Consider the following 22,072-nt stretch of genomic DNA (forward strand, 5'->3'; position numbering starts at 1 on the left):
AGCCTTTCCAGGATTGATTGTGCCCAATGATTTATTTGATCCATATTAACACCACAAATGCCAGACAAAGATTAATTTACACTAAATTTAGCATCTATTATAGAATGAAATTCTTTGCTTATGCTTTTTGAAGAATTGTTTACAGTACCTGAGAAAGACTTCACCAAACATTTAAAAATTCCAGATAATAATAGAATTTTATTTTCTTCAAGGTTTGGAATGGGGAAAACAACATTCCTTAATTATTACTTTGAGCAGCAAAAAGAAAGCGTTCGATATAACGCATTTCACTTATACCCGGTTAATTATTCCATCTCGCATAACGAAGATATTTTTAACTACATAAAATATGACATTATTTATGAGTTTCTCGAAAAAGGAATTAAGGTACAAAATACTGATATCGAATATTTAAAGTCGGTGCCGGGTTTCTTTAAAAAGAACTATCTAAAAATAGCAACTGCTTTGGTGTACATGATACCGAAGGTGGGTAAAGATGTAATGGAGTCTTATGATAAGTTGAAAGAAATATCCGATTTATTCATTGAGTATTCACAAAATGATAAGAAAAATAGTGAAGAGGAAGTATTGAACTCCTACATGGAACAAATAGAGCAAGCCAATGGATCTATATATGACAACTCTGTCATTACCCAGATGATTTTAAATATTTTGCAGAGGTTGAAAAATGAAAATGTTGCGGATAGCGTTACATCCAAAAATGTACTTATCATCGATGACCTTGATAGAATTGATCCAGAGCATCTATTTAGAATTTTAAACGTTTTTGCAGCGCATTTTGACTGTCCAAAATTACAACCTGAACGAGATAACAAATTTGGATTTGACAAGATTATTTTAGTCTGTGATGTGGAAAATGTAAGAAATATTTTCCAGGCAAAATATGGCGGTAACAGTGATTTTATAGGATACATAGATAAGTTCTATAGCACAGAAATATACTATTACGACAATAAAAAAAACATAAATGGGATATTGAATAAATTCTTGCCGTCAACTAGTGAGAGACGATCAAACGATCAAGAATATTTTCTAATTCAAACGGTCTTGGGGAATAATTCAATAGTGCCTTATCTAATGCAAGAATTTATTACACAAAATTGTATTAACCTAAGAACATTAATAAAGAGCTATCAAAAAATACCTCGCATAGAAAACGAGTATTTCACGTTGCCATCGGGAACCAGGATGTCGTTTTCTGAAAACTACCCCATTATCCTTCAATTCTTTTATATAAATGATCTTCTCGGAGGGTATTATAATTTCAAATTGGCTCTGAATAATTTTACTACTATTACGGCAGAGTATGTCCCGATTCAGGTGATTTGCAATAGAATTTTTGAGATCATTGCACATAAACAAAGAAATTACAAACCGAACAAATCAGATGGTTTAGTAAGCTGGGATGGAGAAATCTTCCACATACAAGATCACGGAAAGTCACGTTCAAATACGGACACTTTTCAAGTAATGGAGGTTAAAGAGGGTCAATCTGAAAACTATGAATTTAGTGTAAAGCAATTTGTTATGCTAGTATCAGAGTTAGCTGAACTACTGAATATAATAGGGGTGCTGAGATAAGATATTCCTTTAAGGAAACAATAATAAAACGGGAAATAGTTGCGTTATGTTAATACCCCTTACAGCTATGCAAATAACATTTCTACATATAACTGATTTTATCTCCTGGTGGGGAGCCATACTTTCGACTATCTTGGCATCTATTACACTAAAAAATGCGTGGGCAGATAGGTTCCGCATAGATGTCCGCTGTTTTATAGATAGGCATTCAGAAATTATAACAATTTCTAATCAATCCAAACATCCTATTGAAATTTACTATTTTCAGCTTTATACCGCCAAACATTGGTATTCACTCAAAAAAGAATATATTTCTACACTGATGGAACCAGATCCCATATCGGTAAAAATTAAGAGCCGCGAATCATGTTAAATAGCTATGGATGAAGCTTACCGATTACCTATCGATAAAATTTATAAACGAAAGGAAAAGTTATATCTATTATTTCTATCCTCGGTCGAAAACGAAAGGTTATAAAAAATATTCCTTTTTATTGAACGTAATACTTGCAAGTATGTATGACTTATCTACACCAATATAGATCGTATATTTCAATATGAAATTACCATCTGAGCAGCCTGGCTGTCATCTATTATCTGCCAACTAATAACATACGCAAAAAGCATATCTTTCCCCATTTCTTTAAAAATACTTTTTCATGATAACCTATCAACCCGCTTTCTTTCAAGTAAAAATTCCAACACACCGATCTTTAAAAAATTTAAAGGAGTTGCCACCGCTAGAACAAGGACTGTATTTTCATGAATACTTACATTTTTTACAAAATCTCACCACTCTCTATGGGGCCTCTGTTACCTGGAATACTTATGACCGAATCCGCCAGGTCATCAGAGAAGTGCAACAAGCATCCGGCGAAATAGTACTTCCACTTAATGGGGCCGCTGTAGAATTGGAAACAGCACATTTTAACATAATTAAAAAGTTGACCGGCTCAAAAGACATAAATGATATCTCTTCTGTTATGGCAGAATATGTCTTGCAAAAAATTACCTTCCCCCAAGACCCCCTCATCGAAACGGCATTTCCTACTGCCGGATTAACTCTTATTCAACTGCACTTTAGCCATCCTCAGCAACCTGATATAACCTATAATTTTGGGCAAACGGCGATCTCCGAATCCATGGCATATCTAGCAGAAAGAAAGTTTTTTAACTTGAACAATACAAGCGATTTCCCCTATAAAGTAGCTGAAAAAGTGGCTATATTTTTATACCCTGCCTTCGCCACAAATTCAGAATGGCTGTTTGCCTTGTGTGACAGCGCTTTACTCCATCCGCATCCAGGCTGGGCATATGTTTCCATTTTAACAGCCATGACAACAGAGCATTTTATCCCAAACAATGCAGAAGGAGTCATTGATTATAGTCTGAAATTTTATGCAAATAATGACTGGAATATTGAAAAACAACTTGAATACTCGGTGACTGCGGTTTTAAATATTATTGACGACATCTATCAGCATGAATTTTTTAAAATGACCAAGCAATGGCTTAAAGCCATCATTACTAATGGTGAAAAAATACGCGTTCTTAATCCCTACTGCATGTTACCAATATTTAGAGATACCGAAGGATTAGGAAATGGGTTAGGTTTCTTTATTAATCACTTAGGCGGGCCTCATTGCATCAATGGTTTGAATGAACGATTTATGATATTACCTAACGGCTTTTCGAGTAGCGAATCGGCCATTCATCCTCAGCATTTATTAGCATTGTGGCAAGTACATGACCTATTATTGGCTGGCTCAGTTCCTTGCAAACTGTATGATATTTGCCAAACTGATATTAATTCAATAGTAGATAATCGTTGTAAAATATCCCCGTGGACGCGATCTACCGATGAGTGGGGATGCCCCTTCGTGGCGATCTGGGTAACGTTAGGACTAAATACCAAACGATACATTAAAAATGGAATACCGGTTATATTAGGCTAAGGAAGTGAATAGAAATATTCTAAAAAGTATCACTTTCCTTTTCTACCAAAAGTCGCATTATCTTCCTGAATTAATTGATGAACAGTTCTTATTTGTAGGGCAATCATTTTATTAACTATATCGCTGGTAACCTCTTCCGATACTTTGTGCGGAATCAATCGCTCGGTACAGATAGACAAAAGAAATTCTAATAGTTGATCAAGATCAGTGTTATCAATGAGTTGTACCAGGAAGATTATTATTTGTATAGCATTACCGGTGTTCCCAATTCAGTAGAATTACGATCCATTAAAAATTCATAATATTGGCATTAGCGCTTTTAGGAGCTTACGAATGGTGTATCTGGCCTATTCATTGCACGATTTAATTGTTAACCCAAAATCCCAAACCCTATGAATGTATTAGAGAGATTAAGCAAGAAAGGCGACAAGATTACCTTCTATTATGATTATGGCCGCGGCCCTGGCCAACGTCCATCGACCGGCATCTTTGTTTACACGCTTTCCAAAGATCAGATACAAAAGAATCATAACAAACAGGCACTCGCTTTACTTGAGATAAAGAAAAGCCAGCTTATCATAGAGCAGCAGGCTATAGGAAGCGCATTTATCCCTACGCATAAGTTTAAGACTAACTTCCTGGAATATTTTGACGAGTATGTAAAACTGAATACACGGAAGGGCAATCGCCATCTTACTAATAGTCTAAGCCAGTTTAAGCTGTTTCAAAAAGGAGACTTTATAGCACCTATAGACATTACTGATAAAAATTTCTGCAAGCGTTTCCGTCAATTCCTTTTGGATAAGTTTACAGGTGAACACCCGGCAACTATTATGCGCGTTTTAAATGGGTAGTAAATGCAGTAGAGAAAGACGGCTACTTTTTGCAAAACCCTACATAGAAAGTTTACTCTAAATCAAATCCAAGTAAGAGTATTAAAGACAACCTCGAAGTGGATGAGTATCTTAGTTTGCTTAACACTCCCAGTTAAATTAAGAGGTGAAAGCTGCCTTTATATTTTGTTGCTATACCGGGTTACGTTGGGTTGCAGGAACGGTTAGATGATAAGATTTCCGACACAACTCTTCCTATCCTGTAAGGGAAATTGTCTAATAGCCTCTGTGGTTAAGTCAATTCAGCCAATTTTGACTATCACTGAGCAAAAAAAGTATGTTTATCCATTCATCTCCGTTATGTGAGGGGATAAACAAAGAGGGCGTCTTGGATTCAGATACTTGTTCCATTTTTTCATTTTTATTTATGAAGTAATGGGATCAATCTCCTTCATAACAATATAATAATCAATCATATATCTATCTATTTAATTCACTTTTAAGCATATCTTAGCCCACTTCTTACTAAGTTTTTTGATTATTCCAGCATTTCAGAAAAACATTATATTTGTAGCATGACAAACACTCACATGCCCAATAAAGTACACGAAGGAAGAAACATTAAAAGATTTCTGGAAATGCTTGGTATTAAACAAGAAGCATTAGCTTTTGAATTAGGCGATGATTGGACTTAAAAAAGGTGTCTTTATTGGAAAATAAAGAAGTCATTGAGCCGGAAATCTTAAAGCAAGTCGCTAAAATTTTAAAGGTGCCGGTTCAAGCGATCAAAAATTTTAGTGAAGAAGCTGCAGTAAACATCATTTCCAATACATTTTCTGACGAATCTGTTGCATACACAGAATACTACAAGTACACAATTAATCCATTTGAAAAATGGGTCGATGCGATGGATAAGAACGAACAGCTATTTAAGGAACTGTTGAAAAGTGAACGAGAGAAAATAGAACTACCGGAAAAATTACTGAATGAAAAGAAAGGAAATAAATAATGTTCTTCGAAATATAGTAATACAAGCCACTGCCTAAACGGTGCGGTGGCTTTATACTGTAGTTACACCAAAGCATGGTCTAATTTCCAAACAGGTTTGAAACGCCCCAAACTGATATTTTCCATTATCCTCCAGAAACATTTGAATTCCAATTTAACACTCTCCTATTATTAAGTCGTGATTTACGGATTGGCGTCAGCGTAAAAAAAGACCCTAAAAATTTCAAGAGGAAAAAATGATAAAACAACTTATTAAAGACATCGCATTTGACAATATAAAAGTATCTCAAGCATTGACAAGAGCAAAGCTCATTGAGAACCAAGTTAAAAATGAAACGCTTAAACAATGGATAAATAAGGAACTTGAAGGTTATGAGTTTGATGACAAATTACTTCCTTCTTATAGAAAGATTTGGAGTACCGTAAATCTCATTGCTGAATTGCCTTTTGGACGAATCCAAAAGTTTGCTGTTAGTTTACCTGAGAGCTTCGGAGCTAAAACTCTTGACCTTATTAATAATCATAGAATTATTGAACCCATTGCAGTAGTAGAATTTCAAATTGAGAATTTAGGTGACAAAGCAAAGGGTTACATTAATCTGCCAATTCAACAAACTGAAATGTTAGCCCATTTATACCAAGAACAGCTTGACCAGTATGGTGGAGTTATAAGAGTGGCAAATAGAGAAGTTGGCAAAGTTCAATATCAAAATGTACTTGAACAAACAACGCAAAAACTTTTAGACACGTTAATGCAATTAGATAGTGAATTTCCAGAATTATTAGATAACTACCATATGACAAAGGAAAATAACGAAAAAATTCAAAACATTGTTACTACAAATATTTACGGGAGCAACAATCCTACTAACATTGGAGTTGGAAATGACATTCAGCAGTCAATAACCACTCACCAACTTTCACAGCCTGACCGTGAACTACTCGAAAGTTATGGTGTTGACAAAAATGAAATTGAACAGCTCAATGAAATAGTGAAAAATAATACTAAGGACAAGTCAAGTCTTATTAGTAAAAGTATGAAATGGTTGGGAAGTGTTTCAGCATCGGTAGCAGCAAAAGGTTTATATGACAAACTTCCTATGATAAACGAATTTATTCATAAACTCATTCAATAAAATATCAAACGCACAATATCCTATTGATAATGAGTTGGCTGACGAGCTTCAATTTGAGAGAAGCTCAGAAACTCAACTTTGGTTCTTTGATTGAACTTTAGCTCCAAAAAGCCCACCCATTGACAATACATGAACCGTTGTACACAACCATCCAGACATCATAATAAAACAATAATGAGTAAAATTGGAAGTGAGTTAGTCCAAGTAATTAAGGATAAAGAGTTTCAAGGTATCACGAAAGATTTGGTAGAAACGGCTATTGACACAAAACTAGCTGAAGGCTTATTGAAAGACATACCGTTGCTTTCTACAATTATTGGCACTTTTAACACAGTTAAAAATATCAAGGACAGGTTATTTGTGAAAAAATTGCTTACTTTTTTGTATGAGCTTAAATCTATTTCAGAGGACAAAATCGTTGAGCAAATAATAAAACTAGAAGACGACAATAAATACAAAACTAAAGTAGGCGAAAAATTGCTTTACATAATTGACAAATGTGAAGACCCTGACAAGGCTTCTTTAACCGGAGCTCTATTCAAAACGTACTTAGAAAACAAGATTAACTACGATGAATTTTTAGCAGCGGCAAATGCAATTGAAAGGACACCATTGCCAGATCTGCTTTATTTTATCAGTAATGATTTTGATAATTGCGACTTAGAAGGTGAAGGCTCAGAATACGTTTCGTATGGACTTATGGAAATTAGAATTCCCCAACCTAAAATTAAAATTGATAGGGAAACCTATAATTATGGCGACACTTATGTTCCATCAGAAGATGAAATGCTTCAAGACAGAATGAAGATTACTGATTTCGAAATTAAAGCACATGTAAATTGGACAGGTCGTAATATTAGAGAACACTTATGCCCAAGACAATAGATTGTGTACAGCATTGCTTTGACAATATAGCTGGGCGATAAATACATTTTAAATTATTGTTCACCAATCAGCTTCAGAAAGCAACTAACAGTATGCTTATGGGCAACATTTGAACTTGCATCAGCAGATTTAGATTATGAACAAGTTCTCGACGATAATTCAGATGCATTTGCTAAATCGGCAAGCGAAAATTTTAAAGACAGAGATTGGCATACAATAATTAATTAGGTATTTGCACCAGGATTCGCCTTAAATAAATTCATTAATTTCTAAATTAATTGAACGTTAGCAGTAATAAAACGATACTACCATGACAGATAAAATAAATAAGACTACAGTAGGGGATGTTGCGCATTCTCTTGTAAAGGGTGGATTGGGAACAATACCTATTATTGGTTCCTTAGCGACTGAAATATTTGGATTAATTGTGACGCCGCCTCTTGAAAAAAGACGAGCAGAATGGATGAATCAAATCGCTGAAAAACTGAAAGCACTTGAAGATAAAAATGCAATTGATTTTCATGAACTTTCAAATAACGAACAGTTCATTGACGTTGTTCTTCAAGCAACAGCTCTTGCTTTAAAGACAAGTGAAAAGGAAAAAATTAAGGCATTTCAAAATGCTGTAGTAAACACTGCATCAAGAGAAGCACCAGACCAGACTGTTAGTCAAATATTTCTTAATCAATTAGACGGTTTCACTACCTGGCACATTAGAATATTGAAGTTTATTGATAACCCAAGACTTTGGTTTCAAAAGGCTAACCGGATACCGCCAAATTATATGGCAGGAAGTATTTCTGCGGTAATCAAAGACGCATTTTCTGAGCTAAAAAATCAGGACGACTTACTGGATATAATATGGAATGATTTAAAAACATCGGGCTTCCATCGGACAGGTGATATTAAAACCACTATGACAGGTGACGGAACACTAAGCGAAAGGACTACACAATTGGGAAAACAATTTCTTGAGTTCATAACAAATGACAGGACTTAATACTTCCACTGTAATATGGGGTTTTGATTCAGATTAACTTTTAGAATGAAAAATAAACTGTGATAGTTCGAATTAAAGCAATTGTAAAGGCCATCTAGTTACTTAATTAAGTAATCCATGGTCGGCTTTCTTCCGGAGAAAGACTTATATCCAAAAGAAATTTTGGAACGAAATAGACAATCAGATAAATTTTCAAATTCGTGTCTGGCAATAATAAAATTCACTAATTTTATAATGACAGTGAAGAAGAGTGAATAAGCGTGAGTAACCGCTAAGTTCTGAAGGTTTTTAAATATCTGCACACGAAAGAAACACGAGAGTTTTGTAACGAGTTAGTTTCCAGAATAATAGGAATCCAGTTCTGGGCACGTAGAGGCTTTGTAAGTAATTGACTTACAAAGCCTTTTTTAATTTAGGCTGTTTGTTTTCCACGGTTTTTTACGCTTTCTCGGATCAAGACGAAAAGTTGGGGATTATTGCTATTATGACTACAACATGCTGAATTTTGGCTACATTTTCTCTTCCTATTGTCCTGAAATTTGTCACAACAAAAAAAAGGAATCAAATGAAAGTATTTGTAACAGGTGCATCGGGCTTCATCGGCTCGGCTGTAATAGAAGAATTGATCAACGCCGGTCATCAGGTAATTGGTCTTGCTCGTTCAGAACAATCTGCTAAAAAAATCAGCGAAGTAGGGGCAGCAGTTTTAAAAGGAAGCCTGGAGGATTTAGATATTTTGAAACAAGGCGCTTCCCTTGCAGACGGAATTATTCACACTGCTTTTTTCCATGATTTTACGCAGTTTCTAAAAGCAGCAGAAATGGACAAAGCAGCCATTAAGGCCATGGGCGAAGCGTTGATGGGAACAACTAAACCAATAGTGGTAACCGCAGGAATTTTAGGATTGCCGCTCATTGAAGGATATATTACAGAAGAAAGTCGTCTTTCAGAGAGCGCTCCACGCTCTTCGGAAACGACGGCCTTAGCATTGGCCGGAAAAGGAATACATGCTTCCGTTATTCGCTTAGCCCCATCCGTTCATGACAAAGGAGATGACGGCTTTGTTCCGTTTATCATTAAACAAGCTCAAAAGAATGGCCTTTCAGCTTATCCCGCAGCAGGCAATAACCACTGGCCTGCAGTGCATCGCTTAGATGCGTCAAAGGCGTATCGCCTGGCACTGGAAAAAGGGGCAAAAGGTGCGCTGTATAACGTGGTGAGCGATACAGGTATTGAAGTGAAAAAAATAGCAGCAGTGATTGGGGAAAAATTAAATTTACCGGTGGCATCCTTATCGGGAGAGGAACTGGCAAAACATTTTGAATGGATGAGCCGGTTTATTTCATTTGACAGTCCGGCCACAAATTTAAACACAAAGGAACAGTTAGGCTGGACACCCACTCATATAGGGCTTATAGAAGATATGCAACAAAATTATTTATAAACAATGACAGGCATTTACCTGCCTGTTAACAGCGGGACATAATTGTGCAAATAGTCACGAAAGTATGAATAACGGTGTGTTAGGATATAGGAGCAGAATATTTTAAATTTACTGAATGAAACAACGGCAAACACAAAGAATAAAAACAATTCAAGAATTTCACAAATCCCGCGGTTTGCCAAATCCGGAGCACCCTCTTGTTAGCATTATAGATTATTCATCTATTAACCCACACATCGATGTTGCCGGGGTAAATTGGATTTTTGACTTCTATATGATTTCTGTAAAAAGAGGAATTGACGGGAAAATATATTATGGGCAACAGGAGTTTGATTTTGACGAAGGAGTGATGATATTCATGGAGCCCAATCAGGTTTTAAGAATTCAGCCAGACCCTCAAACAACCGAACAACGTTCGGGGTGGATGTTGCTCATTCACCCCGATTTCCTGTGGAATACATCGCTTGCCAAAACAATTAAAGGGTATGACTTTTTTGATTATTCAGTAAAAGAAGGTTTATTTCTTTCAGAAAAAGAACAAAAAACGCTGAATAACATTATAGAAAACATCAGGCAGGAATATCACACCAACATTGATAAGTACAGTAAGCAAATTATAATTTCACAAATTGAAAGTTTGCTGAATTATTCGGAGCGATTTTACAATCGTCAGTTCATAACAAGAGAAAAATCCAATCATCAAATTTTGGAACGCTTAGAAAAACTACTCACCGAATATTTTAACAATGACGATTTGATTTCCAAAGGTCTGCCAACAGTCCGGCTTGTTGCTGAATCACTTAACATATCGCCACAATATCTAAGTGGCTTATTGAAAGTGGTAACAGGACAAAACACACAGCAACATATACATGAGAAGTTAATTGAAAAAGCAAAAGAAAAACTATCCACTTCCGATTTGTCTGTCAGTCAAATTGCCTACGAATTGGGTTTTGAACATTCACAATCATTCAGCAAATTATTTAAAACAAAAACAAATCAAAGTCCATTAGCGTTCCGGCAGTCGTTTAGATAATAGAAAAATCCAATGCTTTATAACGACCAAGAGCAAGATGTTATAAAACCTAAATACCATTAAAATTTGTTTTGATCCCCGCACCCGCAATATTACCGGCATTGTTGAATTCAATTTATTAATAATAGGCAGGACACGTAATCTAACACGCTCAACAATTTCATTTTCCCCTGATACTATCCATCCTTAAGCACGAGTTCCCTACATCCATTTTTTCTTATTAGCGAACAGTTTGCTCACAGGCGAAACCTTCAGCATTTATAAAGTTCCCGCGCAAGTGTTTAAGCAACAAAAAAATCTGTTTACGCCGGCACGGATATTGGACAGACGAATGGCTTTATACACTTTCAATTGTAATGGGTTAAACCCTTTTTTAAAAATATAAATATATTAATTATGAAACGTCTTGAAGGGAAGGTAGCCATCATCACTGGCGCCTCTAGGGGAATGGGTGAATCGCATGCCCGCGAATTCGTAGCAGAAGGAGCTAAGGTAATTTTAACAGATGTAAATGATAAAGCAGGCGAGGCGCTTGCAAAGGAGTTGGGCAGCAATGCTATATTTATAAAACATGATGTAACTAATGCCGAACAATGGGCTCAGATTGTAAAAAAGGGGGAAGAAAAGTTTGGTAATATTAATGTGCTCGTTAATAATGCGGGTATATTAGGTGCCATTGCCAAAACAGCAGACATTAGTGAACAGGATTACATGAAAGTAATTCAAATAAATCAGTTCTCAGTTTTTTACGGTATGAAAGCAGTAATACCCTCCATGATTAAGGCGGGCATAGGCGCTATAGTGAATATTTCATCGCTGGCTGGCATCGTGGCGAACTACGGCTTCCCTAGTTTGGCATATGTAGGAAGTAAATTTGCGGTACGTGGCATGACTAAAGCTGCCGCTGTTGAATACGGTAGCAAAAACATCCGTGTAAATTCAGTACACCCTGGTTTCATAAAAACCCCCATGATGGTAGAGGCTACAGATGAAAACGGCGGCGATGCACTGGCACAAATTCCATTGGGACGCCTGGCTGAACCGAAGGAAGTTACTAACCTGGTATTATTCCTCGCCAGCGATGAGTCGTCTTATATCACTGGAGCAGAACATCTGATAGATGCCGGCATGAGTGCTCAATAAATGGAATCATCTATATAAAACATGCAAAGCAGCTGTCCATAATTTGAACAGCTGCTTTATTTTATCCAGTTGCTGAGTGGTGTTAAGTAGCTGAGAATAATTGCTACAGTTGCCTCCTCAAGTATTGACAACAAATTGTGTAAATGTTCCCCAACTACATGTAAGCCACTCAAGAAAATTCATAGCTCAGCTATCAATTATTAAATTGGCTTGATTAATCAGCAAGCCAAATGGACCATTATACCTAACCAAACTGTAGCGTTTCCTTAATTTTATTCTTATATTGAATAAGATAATTTAGGTATTTGTGAATATTGATTGATGTAGCTCGAAGAGCGTTATAATGTGCGAAACATGATACTACTGAATAGTACATACCTCGCGCATCCTCTTTCATCAAAAAGCGACACAGATTGCAATGCATACATGTACAACAGCAATTGGCAGTTTACTAATAATTGATCAGGCCGTTTGATACAGCATGCTCATTAATGGCATACCATGAATCGCACCAGTTAAAAACAAAATAAAAAATGAAATGTCGATAAAACTATATTAGCCACTACGGGTTTTATGCCGGGTGCTTCATTGCCGGTGGATATTCACAAGCATTCCACTAACCTATCCATAAAATATAGGAATATCTTTATAACTGATATTTTTACAGCATGCGCAAAAAAATTCCCATTAATAGTATCAATGATATGGCCATCTATGGATTGGTGGTGGATAAAGTTTCCGGAAACGCCCGTACAGCGGTTAAAAATGCCATCGTTCGGGGTATCCACAGAGACAACTATTATGGTTTTTGGTTCATGAAAGAAGGGGCTGTTAAAATAATGGTAGATTTTAAAACGCATCAAATAAAGGCCCCGGCTATGTTCTGCGTTATGCCCGGACAAGTTCATGAGGGCATTAGCATAAAAAATGTAGCGGGATGGTTTGTTGCAGCCAATGTAAATATGATTCCTGATCATGTTCGCGCGGTGTTTGAAGAATCGTTGGTACCGGTTAGCCCCGTTTCCCTGAACGAAAAACAAGCTACTTGGCTAAGCCATTGCGCAGCACTTTTACAGGAAACGTATGCGAACGAGCTGGCCAGTGGAAAAGATAAAACAGACCTGTTACGGCCCTTGCTGAATGCTTACACGACCATGGTTAGTAGTATCTTTACGCAGCACATACAACCAGAAAAAGTGGAAGAAAGCCGCGCGTTTCAACTCACCAGGCAATTCAGGATCCTGGTACGGCAGCAATTTAAAACCGTAAAAAGTCCATCAGCGTATGCCCGCCAACTTAATATTTCTGCAGGTTACCTCACAGAAATTGTAAAAAACGTATCCGGGTACTCCGTAAGTTACTGGATTCAGCAGGAAATAATGACGGAGGCGAAACGTTTGCTTTTTTATACCGAACTGACTATCAAAGAAATTGCGCATGAATTAGGGTATAGCGATCATGCTTATTTTTCGCGCTTATTTACCACCCTTGCAGAAAGCTCCGCGTCCATTTTCAGGCAAAAAAGCCGTAAATAACGCCACCTCAGACTATGAAATAATGAACACCTTGAATTATCCAACTATTACCTTGAAACCCCTAACGGCCATTGTATTTTTTGTTGCTTCCTTTGCATAAAACAAAAATGTACATGGATTACAAAAAAACAATAAGAGAAGGGTTTGCCCTATTCTCTCAAAAAAATGGCTTTAAGCAAGAAGACGTTGCTCGTTTTTTTCACCCCGCTTATCAGCAATATGTAGATGGACATCATTTAGACTATAAAGGATTTATCGCACACATGATCGCACAACGCAAGGTGGTACAGGAAATGGAAATTTTCTTCAAAACGATTGTTCAGGAAGGAAATATTGTTTTTACAAATCACGAAGTATTCATCAAAAAAATAGATGGTCAACCTATTAAGATACAAGTCATCGCGGAGTTTTTGTTTGAAGAGGATAAAGTCATCAAATGTGAGGAACTCACCTACCTAATGGAAGGTAGCAATGAAGACAGAGACATTGGCTCAAGAATACATTAACCATTAAAAAACATTTAAGGTATGCCCAGTATGCCAAAGTGGATGAACAATGCAGTGGAAAACCTGCTTTCCGCTAAATTCAGAGCAGTAACGGTTATCAAAACCGAATATATTACCCAAAATGTCAAAAATGTCCGGTTTGCAGCCGACCTGCACGGAGTGGAATGTTTGTCTGGTTATGCGGTGGCCTTTCGTATTAATGAGGAGGATTATCGTAAATATACCCCCTACAACGTAACTTTGAAGAAGGATGTTTCGATATTCTTTTCCATTTGCATGGCGATTCGCCCGGAAGTAATTTTGCAAAGGCACTTTCCGTTAATCAATCTTATAAAATGCTTATGCCAAGGGGGAAAGAAATTTATAAGCGGAATTTTGCCTGCCACATGGTTATAGGCGACGAAACTTCTTTGGGCACAGCGCTATCCATCAAAGCGGAAACAGAAAAACATGATAGGAACTTTGCCAGCATTTTTGAATTGGATGATCACGAAGTATTACGGGAATTAAAACTTTATGGTAGCCATACTACAAAAAACACAGCGCACAAACTTACAGAGCAGTTAGATACACTTATCAAAGAAGGCACCATCGATCCAACAGCCACGGCATTTTACATAACCGGAAATGGAGCGACTTTGCAGGCCGTCCGCCAACGCTTAAAACAATCTGGTGTGGCCAATAATCAAATTGTTGCGCAAACGTATTGGATTGCCGGCAAAAAAGGATTGTAAGAAGGCAACAGTCGGGTTTACCTATGCTTATGGATAACCTTCGCTTGTAACCCGGCAAGCGCAGTGGAGGTAAGCCCGAATTGCTTTTTGAAAGCATATGAAAAATGGGACAGGTCTTCGAAGCCAAGGTCCAGGTAAATTTCAGAAGACTTTTTATTTTGCTGGTTAATAAGAAAATAGGCTTCTTCTAACCTTTTTTTTATCAGCCAATGGCTGGGCGTATCATTAAATGTTTCTTTAAAATCACGTTTGAAGGCAGAGATACTCCTCCCTGTTAAATAAGCAAACTGATCTACCTTCACATTAAATTTATAATTGCGGTTCATAAATTCTTCCAAATCTATTTTACCGGGCTTTCTGAATTCAAAAAAAACGCCGGCCAGTTCGGGTTGGTTTTTAAGCAATATGATTAATAGCTCTTCATATTTTAAATCCTCAAACGCTTCTTCCAGTTGCATTACACCTTTGTAGTAGGGTTTTATAGATTCAATGAAAGATGTAATTAATGCCGACTCCCGAACGTTTATAAATGCATCAGTGGAGGTAAAGCTGGTTTGCCGGGAGGCGTATTTTTCCTGAAAATGTTTCAAGAAAGGTTCATCAAAACAAAACAGGATCGGTTCAAAACCGGTCTTACTATCTAACACTTCATATTTTGCCAGGTTATTTTTCCGGGCAATGCAGGCATCACCTGCTTGGAAAGTATAACTTTTGTTCCCGTCAAAAACACGAATGCTTCCTTTAACCAGGTATATAAAAAGATTATCCGGTATAAACTGCTCCCGGAGAATATTTGTGCTGGTATCGCCTCCTAAAATGTTCATTTTAATTACTGGCTTTAAACGGATGTCCTAGATAAATTAATGCTAAAGGCATCAAAAGAAAAGGTATTTCAATCAATGCAAACTTATAATTTCCTGCTTTCAGGGCCAATGACATGAGCAACAACAGCAGCATGGCCCTAAAAAGGTTCCCCATAAAAAATGTTTGGGGGAAGAGTATTAAAAGGGCCGAAAGTACCGACCAAACGCCAATTGCTATCCGGATGGCATCCGTAATGCCAAGAGAAGTCATCATCTGCAATAACTGCCCCGTGGGCTTGGCAAAAGACCTTGATCCATGGCTCACCCCAAAATATACAGTGACCAAAATTAATAAGATCGTGATTATTTTTACCATATACTATTACTGTAGGTTAGTCAAATTACATTAAACTTTTTCATGCTATCCACTGAATCCAGGATAATTATTTCGTTAGTAGGAACGATGGGCGTCCATCCCAATATTTTCCGGGCTTTTTCATTGCTTACATGGCGATTCATCCTGAGAAACACCGCCCCTTCCTTAGCCCTTTTAATAAAAAGGGAAAGAAACTTAACAACAAAGGGAGGAATGGTTTTGGTAGAAACCTTTGCCGCTATTTCAGGCCTTTTTTTACGAAGATACCGGGCAATCTCCGGCAATGAAATCTGCCCATCGGCAGTAGCAATAAACCGCTGACCTTTTGCCTTGGGATTTACCATCGCGCGCAGGTGCAGATCGGCCACATCTCTTACATCTACCAGGTTGAGCGGAATGGGTGGTACCCGTTTCATAGTCCCATCCAGCAAGTGTTTTAAGAGATTTAAACTGCCGGAGATGTGGGCATCCAGCGAGGGGCCAAAAATAGCCACGGCATTAACAGTGGCAAATTCCAAATCACCGCCTTCCCGTTTTATAAAATTCCATGCAGCACGCTCTGCCAATGTCTTCGATTTTTCATAAATCGATAGTCCTTTTAAGTTAGTATCAGTCCAGTCTTCTTCTGTAGTGGCCCTGCTTTTGTCGGTTTGGCTAAATCCAACTGCACCAAAATTAGAAGTCATCACGACGCGTTGCACACCCGCTTGTTTGGCAAATTTCAATATCCGCAATATACCTTCTACAGCGGGCCTGATGGCTTCCTGTTCGTTCTCCGGATGTTCAAAAAAAAGTGGAGAAGCCACGCTCAGTACATATTTACAATCTTTCATAGCTTCCTCCCAATGATCATCTTTAGTGAGTTCTGTTTCTACAAAAGAAAGAGGCTCCACCGAATGAACGCCATTGGCCGTTAAGGCACTGATAATTTTATCCTTGCTTTTTAAACTGCGTACGGTAGTTCTTACATAATAACCTTTTTGTAATAACTGCAGAAGAATGCGCATGGCAACGAAACCAGTTCCACCCGTTACTAATACTATTTCTTTGTTTTCCATCTTTACAATTTTATACAACAAAGTTCCATATTAAAGCAACACCCGGCTTTGTTCAAGAGTCCAATTATATTTTGTTGAAAAGTCCACCCAGCGAACCATTATTAACAACCTGTACGCATATTTTTTCTATGTTTGTATACCTTAATCAACTTATTATTGCACGGGTGCAATGCGCATATGTACCTTCAAAAAATAGCCATATGTCTATTACCAAAGAAGATGAATTAATTGGCATGCAGCAGGCAAGCCAGGCAGTAGCCCTCACTTTGCGGCAAATGATAAATTTTGCCCAACCGGGAATGACTACAAAAACATTGGATGAATATGGGGCCAGCATACTAGCTGATTTTGGGGCAAAGTCTGCGCCATTTTTAACGTATGGATTCCCGGGATGGACTTGCATTAGTGTAGGCAATGAGTTTTGCCACGGCATTCCATCCCATAAACGCCTGTTAAAAGAAGGAGACTTAGTGAATATAGATGTTTCTGCCGAGTTGAATGGTTTTTGGGCAGACAATGGCGCTTCCTTTGTTTTGGGGGAAGATATTCACCAACATCAGAAATTGGTGGATGCATCCAAAGAAATTCTAAGAAAAGCGATCAACCATATAAAGGGTGGCGTAAAAATATCCGCTATCGGCCATTTAATAGAAACGGAGGCAAAGAAGAGCGGCTATAAGGTTATCAAAAACTTAGGCGGCCATGGAATAGGCAGGAGCTTGCATGAACAGCCGGAAGAATTACTCAATTATAAAAGTAAGGGCGACCAGCGAAGATTTAAAAAACATTCCGTGGTAGCCATTGAAACTTTTATCGCTACAGATTCGTCCTTTGCAACGGAATTGAATGACGGATGGACCATGGTGGGTAACCGGGGTGGTTATATGGCTCAACACGAGCATACCATTGTTGTAACAGATGGGATGCCTATAATTTTGACCGCGATGAATGAAATTTGGGGTTAACCAAAAGACTGGATTAGCACTCCTCCAACAAGATAAAATGCCAAAGCAGGGGGTTAAATAAAGAAATTAATTAAAAGATTTCCGGAAAACATTCGGCGAAATATGGGTGTACCGTTTAAATAATTTATTAAACGACTGTGGGTGTTCAAATCCTATTTGATAGGCCACTTCAGCAATCGTGAGCCGGGTGGTGGTTAAAATTTCCTTCGCCTTTTCAATGAGCCGGTCATGAATATGCTGTTGCGCACTTTTCCCTGTCAGGGATTTAAGCATGTCGTTAAGGTATCTTGATGAAACGTTCAGGTGAGTAGCTACTTCCAGCACAGTAGGTATACCATTTAACTGGTCTGCAAAACGGCCCGCCAGGTAGCTATCCATCTGGCTGATCAGGTCATGATGCACGGCTTTGCGGGTCAGAAACTGGCGGTTGTAAAAACGGTTGCTGTAATTCAGCAGCAATTCAATCTGAGCAACCAGCACGTCCTGGCTAAAAGCATCTATGTTGTTATCCAACTCCGCCCCAATGCTATCGAACAAGCCGGCAATCACTTTTTTTTCTTTGTCTGAAAGAAACAGGGCTTCCTGCACGGCATATCCGAAGAAGCCATACAGGTGAATGTTTTTCCCCAACGGATAATTCCGGATCAGGTCTGCATGAAAATACAAAGTATAGCCCTGGTAACAGGTTTCATCGCCAGACATGGTTACCAGTTGATTGGGCGCCAAAAAAGCTAATCCGCCCGCCTCAAAATCGTAATATCCTTGCCCATATTTTATCTGCCCGCTAAAATCTTGTTTAAAAGAAATTTTGTAAAAATCGACGAGGAAACTACGCCCGGCGTTTTCACGGGTCAGTTTTGCAACATCATATTGCACCAATGCTACAAGTGGGTGCTGAGGGGCAATAAGTCCCAAATCCCGCGTTAAGGCAGAAATATTTTTATAAACGATGGGCGGTGTTACAACTTTCATACTTCCATACATTTAAACTAGTCCTGAATACTGGGGCGAATAACGACATCGCCTATCTCCACGCTGTCGGGCTGACCAATAACGTAGGCTACCGCATCGGCAATGGCACTTGGCGTAATTGCAATTTTATCCGCTTTTTCTTTCATGGCAGTTTTTGCCGTTTCATCTTTCATACGGGCCAGGATATTCCCCGTTAGTTCCGTGTTTACAAAACCGGGTGAGATACCGGTTACGCGGTATTGCCCGCCGGATTCTTGTCGCAATGCCTCGGCAATGGTACGGATGGCATTCTTAGTACCTGCATACACGCCTTGCAACGGCACTATTTTAATACCGGAAGTAGATATGATATTAATGATATGACCCGACCCTTGCTTTTTGAAAATGGGTAAGGCCGCCGCAATTCCGTACAAGGTTCCCTTGAGATTTACATCAATCATTTCTTCCCAGTCGGCTACCTGCACTTCGTCTATGCGCGAAAGATGACTGATGCCCGCATTATTAACAATCACATCTAAATGCCCATATGTTTCACAAGCCAGGTCTACTAAATTCATCACCTCCTGCCGCTTTTTAATATCCGTAACCAGCCAGGTTACCTCGCCCCCTGCGGCGCCAATCCGTTTTGCCAGGTCTTCCAGGCGGTCTGCACGGCGGGCGCCCAATACCACTTTACACCCCATTGCGGCCAGCGTAACAGCGGTGGCTTCCCCAATGCCGCTGCTGGCACCGGTTATAACTACTACTTTTCCTTTTATATTGTTTCCCATTTGACAAAGGTCCGTAAAGGCGGCCATGAAAAATTAGCCTGATTTGTTAAATGTGTAGCCTACATCGCTGTCGCCCTGTTATCTCTTTTTAGGCTGGCAGCAACGGAAAATAAAACGGTCAGGAAATAGAAGGGAAATATTAAAACAGGGTAAGCCCCATGATGAAGGCAGGCAACAACAACGGCTCCTGCCACCATATAAAAACAGGCGCTCACGGATATAGTTTTTAAAATCTCTTACCCAATTTGCCCATTTTTTTCCTAGTTTGCAACCAAGTACATGCTTTCAGCCAATTTGAAAATAAGTCAGCCAGACAACGAGCCATCATTACTGCTTCGGGTCGCAGCCGGCGACAGCTACGCATTCCAGGCATTGGTTCGTATATATAAAGATACCACTTACACCGCTGCCTTGCGCATCCTGCAAACCCGGGAGCGCGCGGAAGATGCCGTGCAAGATATTTTTATGAAAGTGTGGTTGAACAGGGCCTCACTGCCAGGCATTCAGAATTTTGGCGGATGGCTGCACACAGTTACCCACCACCAGCTTATATCAGCCCTGCGCCGCCTGGCCCGCGAAAAAACGGCCGACCTGCCTGAGCAGCTACCCTTCCCTACCCAGGAACGCACGGTGGAAGACATGCTTACCCAAAAAGAATACGCCAAATTGCTAAAGTCTGCCATAGGACAGCTTTCCACGCGACAGCACCAGCTTTATACGCTCGTACGCGAGTATGGCCTTTCCCGCGAGCAGGCCGCCCAGGAACTTGGTATTTCTGTAGACACCGTTAAGTTTCACCTCACCGAAGCCCATAGAAAAATCCGCGCCTACCTGATGCGCAATGGCGATATGGCCCTGCTGCTGCTCCTGCTGATAAAAAATTTTTGATCTCCCCCCTACCCGTTTTCCTTTCCGCTGCGTCATAAGGAGTAGAACCTCCCAGATCACCATTATGACAGCTACCCTGAAAGCATTATTTGACCGCTATACGGCGGGCGAAGCCAATGCAGCCGAACAGGCAACATTTTTTAAGCTATTGCAGCAGCCGGCTCACCGCGCCGAGCTGGATGCGCTGATGCAGGATTTTCTGCGTACCGCCGGCAATAAGGAAATATTGCCGGAGGAGGCTTTTCAATCCATTGTGAAAGCCATCGTAGACCAGCAAACACCTGTGCAGCGCGGGGTACAATGGCGGCCAGTCCTCAAATGGGCGGCGGCCATTCTACTACTACTAGCCGCAAGCGGTGGATGGTGGTGGATGGCCGGACAACACCGGCCCAGCGCTATACAGGCCACCAAACAAATTGCCGCCGGCCACCCCGGCGCCATACTTACCCTGGCCAATGGACAGCAGGTAGTGCTGGACAGTTTAGGCAACGGACTGGTGGCCAACCAACAGGGCACCCAAGTAACATTACAAAACGGGGCCTTGGCCTACGATGCCACAAATGCCGGCAGCGAAATGGCCTACAATACCATGACCACACCCCGCGGACGGCAATTTCATGTACAATTGCCAGATGGTACGGAGGTGTGGCTGAATGCCGCCAGCTCCCTGCGCTACCCGGTGGCCTTCCGTGGCAATGAACGTGTAGTGGAAGTTGCTGGGGAAGCCTACTTTGAAGTGGCCCCTAACGCACAGCAACCATTCCGCGTAGTGCTGCCCAACCAGCGCAGCATTGCCGTACTAGGCACCCGCTTTAACGTGAACGTGTACGACAACGAGGAAAACCAGTATACCACCCTCCTCGACGGCGCCGTGCGGGTATCAGACAGTAAAGACTCGGTATTGCTGCACCCCGGAGAAGCGGCCCAGATGGCCGGCGAACTGACGGTTAATGAACATGCTAATACCAGCCAGGCCATTGCCTGGAAAAACGGAGTATTTAATTTTGAAAACGTTCACCTGCGGGAAGCTATGCGACAAATAGAACGCTGGTACGATATTACTGTAATATATGAAGGGAAAGTGCCTGATGCGGAATTTTATGGTAAGCTAAAACGAAGTCTGAGCCTGGGTAACCTGCTCCTGGCACTGAAAGACCAGGACATTCATTTCAGGCTGAACGGCAGTACCCTTACCCTGTTTTCAGCAAACCAACCATTATAAAATAAAAAAACCGGAAGTGCTTGGACCCACTCCCGGCGAAATAATCTGGCCAGATTAAAAAAAGGCATGTGAACTACTTTTTATTATCAACCAAATCAATGGCAATTTATGCAAAAAAGCGCTAATTGGTTCGGCACCCTTATGCCAGTTGCTGCCAGGCGACTATTACGGGGCCGTTCCGCTGTCAACCAAAAGCTGTTA

22 protein-coding genes are annotated in these 22,072 nt (G+C 39.6%); 17 read left to right on the top strand and 5 right to left on the bottom strand.

Translation table 11 applies throughout. From position 1 onward, the window contains the following. Positions 1–120 precede the first annotated feature (120 nt). From GA0116948_RS14220 to GA0116948_RS14285, 14 genes are all read left to right on the top strand, one after another. Positions 121–1,602, top strand: a complete 1,482-nt coding sequence (locus tag GA0116948_RS14220; RefSeq protein ID WP_089713398.1) for a P-loop NTPase fold protein — start codon at positions 121–123, stop codon at positions 1,600–1,602. A 659-nt stretch (positions 1,603–2,261) separates the two neighbouring features. Next, positions 2,262–3,557, top strand: coding sequence for a hypothetical protein (locus GA0116948_RS14230; protein WP_089713402.1), 1,296 nt, complete (start codon positions 2,262–2,264; stop codon positions 3,555–3,557). Between the two features lie 392 nt (positions 3,558–3,949). Beyond that, the gene (locus GA0116948_RS14235) at positions 3,950–4,411 is read left to right on the top strand and encodes a phage integrase SAM-like domain-containing protein (RefSeq protein ID WP_089713404.1); all 462 of its coding nucleotides are present in this window, start codon (positions 3,950–3,952) and stop codon (positions 4,409–4,411) included. Between the two features lie 688 nt (positions 4,412–5,099). Then, positions 5,100–5,399 (top strand): hypothetical protein, encoded by a 300-nt coding sequence (locus GA0116948_RS14240; RefSeq protein WP_240619219.1) that lies wholly within the window; start codon positions 5,100–5,102, stop codon positions 5,397–5,399. A gap of 235 nt (positions 5,400–5,634) precedes the next feature. Further along, entirely contained in the window at positions 5,635–6,534 is a 900-nt protein-coding gene (locus GA0116948_RS14245; RefSeq protein ID WP_089713406.1) for an AbiTii domain-containing protein, read from the top strand. A 174-nt stretch (positions 6,535–6,708) separates the two neighbouring features. After that, the gene (locus tag GA0116948_RS14250) at positions 6,709–7,419 is read left to right on the top strand and encodes a hypothetical protein (protein ID WP_089713408.1); all 711 of its coding nucleotides are present in this window, start codon (positions 6,709–6,711) and stop codon (positions 7,417–7,419) included. Between the two features lie 310 nt (positions 7,420–7,729). Next, positions 7,730–8,419, top strand: coding sequence for a hypothetical protein (locus GA0116948_RS14255; RefSeq protein WP_089713410.1), 690 nt, complete (start codon positions 7,730–7,732; stop codon positions 8,417–8,419). A gap of 565 nt (positions 8,420–8,984) precedes the next feature. After that, positions 8,985–9,863 carry an SDR family oxidoreductase gene (locus GA0116948_RS14260; protein ID WP_089713412.1) on the top strand — a complete coding sequence of 293 codons (879 nt, stop codon included), beginning with the start codon at positions 8,985–8,987 and terminating at the stop codon, positions 9,861–9,863. Positions 9,864–9,978: 115 nt separating this feature from the next. After that, positions 9,979–10,899 (top strand): helix-turn-helix domain-containing protein, encoded by a 921-nt coding sequence (locus tag GA0116948_RS14265; RefSeq protein ID WP_089713413.1) that lies wholly within the window; start codon positions 9,979–9,981, stop codon positions 10,897–10,899. 396 nt (positions 10,900–11,295) lie between these two features. Continuing rightward, positions 11,296–12,042: an SDR family NAD(P)-dependent oxidoreductase gene (locus GA0116948_RS14270; protein WP_089713415.1), complete on the top strand. Its 747-nt coding sequence runs from the start codon at positions 11,296–11,298 to the stop codon at positions 12,040–12,042. Positions 12,043–12,710: 668 nt separating this feature from the next. Continuing rightward, positions 12,711–13,577, top strand: coding sequence for an AraC family transcriptional regulator (locus GA0116948_RS14275; RefSeq protein ID WP_089713417.1), 867 nt, complete (start codon positions 12,711–12,713; stop codon positions 13,575–13,577). A 113-nt stretch (positions 13,578–13,690) separates the two neighbouring features. Then, positions 13,691–14,083 carry a nuclear transport factor 2 family protein gene (locus GA0116948_RS14280; protein ID WP_123891821.1) on the top strand — a complete coding sequence of 131 codons (393 nt, stop codon included), beginning with the start codon at positions 13,691–13,693 and terminating at the stop codon, positions 14,081–14,083. A 21-nt stretch (positions 14,084–14,104) separates the two neighbouring features. After that, positions 14,105–14,479 (top strand): hypothetical protein, encoded by a 375-nt coding sequence (locus GA0116948_RS21295; RefSeq protein ID WP_165798495.1) that lies wholly within the window; start codon positions 14,105–14,107, stop codon positions 14,477–14,479. Continuing rightward, complete coding sequence (locus GA0116948_RS14285) at positions 14,470–14,817, top strand: SIP domain-containing protein (protein WP_165798494.1); 348 nt, start codon at positions 14,470–14,472, stop codon at positions 14,815–14,817. The genes GA0116948_RS21295 and GA0116948_RS14285 overlap by 10 nt, the downstream gene beginning before the upstream one ends. Positions 14,818–14,834: 17 nt before the next feature. Here GA0116948_RS14285 and GA0116948_RS14290 read toward each other — a convergent pair whose 3' ends face one another. From GA0116948_RS14290 to GA0116948_RS14300, 3 genes are read right to left on the bottom strand one after another with little or no spacing between them, the layout of a single operon-like run. Further along, positions 14,835–15,641 carry a helix-turn-helix domain-containing protein gene (locus GA0116948_RS14290; protein ID WP_089713425.1) on the bottom strand — a complete coding sequence of 269 codons (807 nt, stop codon included), beginning with the start codon at positions 15,639–15,641 and terminating at the stop codon, positions 14,835–14,837. A 1-nt stretch (position 15,642) separates the two neighbouring features. Then, complete coding sequence (locus GA0116948_RS14295; RefSeq protein WP_089713427.1) at positions 15,643–15,996, bottom strand: hypothetical protein; 354 nt, start codon at positions 15,994–15,996, stop codon at positions 15,643–15,645. 20 nt (positions 15,997–16,016) lie between these two features. Then, positions 16,017–17,054 carry an SDR family oxidoreductase gene (locus tag GA0116948_RS14300; protein WP_089713429.1) on the bottom strand — a complete coding sequence of 346 codons (1,038 nt, stop codon included), beginning with the start codon at positions 17,052–17,054 and terminating at the stop codon, positions 16,017–16,019. A 128-nt stretch (positions 17,055–17,182) separates the two neighbouring features. On the opposite strand from GA0116948_RS14300, the gene map reads away from it, so the two are divergent. Then, entirely contained in the window at positions 17,183–18,019 is an 837-nt protein-coding gene (map, locus tag GA0116948_RS14305) for a type I methionyl aminopeptidase (protein ID WP_249260575.1), read from the top strand. A 66-nt stretch (positions 18,020–18,085) separates the two neighbouring features. On the opposite strand, the gene GA0116948_RS14310 is transcribed toward map, so the two are convergent. Further along, complete coding sequence (locus tag GA0116948_RS14310) at positions 18,086–18,991, bottom strand: helix-turn-helix domain-containing protein (RefSeq protein ID WP_089713567.1); 906 nt, start codon at positions 18,989–18,991, stop codon at positions 18,086–18,088. Positions 18,992–19,008: 17 nt separating this feature from the next. Next, entirely contained in the window at positions 19,009–19,761 is a 753-nt protein-coding gene (locus GA0116948_RS14315) for an SDR family oxidoreductase (RefSeq protein ID WP_165798493.1), read from the bottom strand. Positions 19,762–20,040: 279 nt separating this feature from the next. Here GA0116948_RS14315 and GA0116948_RS14320 point away from each other — a divergent pair, with 279 nt between their 5' ends. Continuing rightward, positions 20,041–20,649, top strand: a complete 609-nt coding sequence (locus tag GA0116948_RS14320) for an RNA polymerase sigma factor (RefSeq protein WP_089713433.1) — start codon at positions 20,041–20,043, stop codon at positions 20,647–20,649. A 64-nt stretch (positions 20,650–20,713) separates the two neighbouring features. After that, positions 20,714–21,871 carry a FecR family protein gene (locus tag GA0116948_RS14325; protein ID WP_089713435.1) on the top strand — a complete coding sequence of 386 codons (1,158 nt, stop codon included), beginning with the start codon at positions 20,714–20,716 and terminating at the stop codon, positions 21,869–21,871. Positions 21,872–22,072: the final 201 nt, after the last annotated feature.

Origin of the sequence: Chitinophaga costaii, assembly GCF_900094705.1 — a bacterium.
Classification (GTDB): domain Bacteria; phylum Bacteroidota; class Bacteroidia; order Chitinophagales; family Chitinophagaceae; genus Chitinophaga; species Chitinophaga costaii.

Coding starts and splice junctions, on each gene's coding strand:
- GA0116948_RS14220 (WP_089713398.1), top strand. CDS start 121: ATGCTTTTTGAAGAATTGTTTACAGTACCTGAGAAAGACTTCACCAAA.
- GA0116948_RS14230 (WP_089713402.1), top strand. CDS start 2,262: ATGATAACCTATCAACCCGCTTTCTTTCAAGTAAAAATTCCAACACAC.
- GA0116948_RS14235 (WP_089713404.1), top strand. CDS start 3,950: ATGAATGTATTAGAGAGATTAAGCAAGAAAGGCGACAAGATTACCTTC.
- GA0116948_RS14245 (WP_089713406.1), top strand. CDS start 5,635: ATGATAAAACAACTTATTAAAGACATCGCATTTGACAATATAAAAGTA.
- GA0116948_RS14250 (WP_089713408.1), top strand. CDS start 6,709: ATGAGTAAAATTGGAAGTGAGTTAGTCCAAGTAATTAAGGATAAAGAG.
- GA0116948_RS14255 (WP_089713410.1), top strand. CDS start 7,730: ATGACAGATAAAATAAATAAGACTACAGTAGGGGATGTTGCGCATTCT.
- GA0116948_RS14260 (WP_089713412.1), top strand. CDS start 8,985: ATGAAAGTATTTGTAACAGGTGCATCGGGCTTCATCGGCTCGGCTGTA.
- GA0116948_RS14265 (WP_089713413.1), top strand. CDS start 9,979: ATGAAACAACGGCAAACACAAAGAATAAAAACAATTCAAGAATTTCAC.
- GA0116948_RS14270 (WP_089713415.1), top strand. CDS start 11,296: ATGAAACGTCTTGAAGGGAAGGTAGCCATCATCACTGGCGCCTCTAGG.
- GA0116948_RS14275 (WP_089713417.1), top strand. CDS start 12,711: ATGCGCAAAAAAATTCCCATTAATAGTATCAATGATATGGCCATCTAT.
- GA0116948_RS14280 (WP_123891821.1), top strand. CDS start 13,691: ATGGATTACAAAAAAACAATAAGAGAAGGGTTTGCCCTATTCTCTCAA.
- GA0116948_RS21295 (WP_165798495.1), top strand. CDS start 14,105: ATGCCCAGTATGCCAAAGTGGATGAACAATGCAGTGGAAAACCTGCTT.
- GA0116948_RS14285 (WP_165798494.1), top strand. CDS start 14,470: ATGGTTATAGGCGACGAAACTTCTTTGGGCACAGCGCTATCCATCAAA.
- GA0116948_RS14290 (WP_089713425.1), bottom strand. CDS start 15,641: ATGAACATTTTAGGAGGCGATACCAGCACAAATATTCTCCGGGAGCAG.
- GA0116948_RS14295 (WP_089713427.1), bottom strand. CDS start 15,996: ATGGTAAAAATAATCACGATCTTATTAATTTTGGTCACTGTATATTTT.
- GA0116948_RS14300 (WP_089713429.1), bottom strand. CDS start 17,054: ATGGAAAACAAAGAAATAGTATTAGTAACGGGTGGAACTGGTTTCGTT.
- map (WP_249260575.1), top strand. CDS start 17,183: ATGTTTGTATACCTTAATCAACTTATTATTGCACGGGTGCAATGCGCA.
- GA0116948_RS14310 (WP_089713567.1), bottom strand. CDS start 18,991: ATGAAAGTTGTAACACCGCCCATCGTTTATAAAAATATTTCTGCCTTA.
- GA0116948_RS14315 (WP_165798493.1), bottom strand. CDS start 19,761: ATGGGAAACAATATAAAAGGAAAAGTAGTAGTTATAACCGGTGCCAGC.
- GA0116948_RS14320 (WP_089713433.1), top strand. CDS start 20,041: ATGCTTTCAGCCAATTTGAAAATAAGTCAGCCAGACAACGAGCCATCA.
- GA0116948_RS14325 (WP_089713435.1), top strand. CDS start 20,714: ATGACAGCTACCCTGAAAGCATTATTTGACCGCTATACGGCGGGCGAA.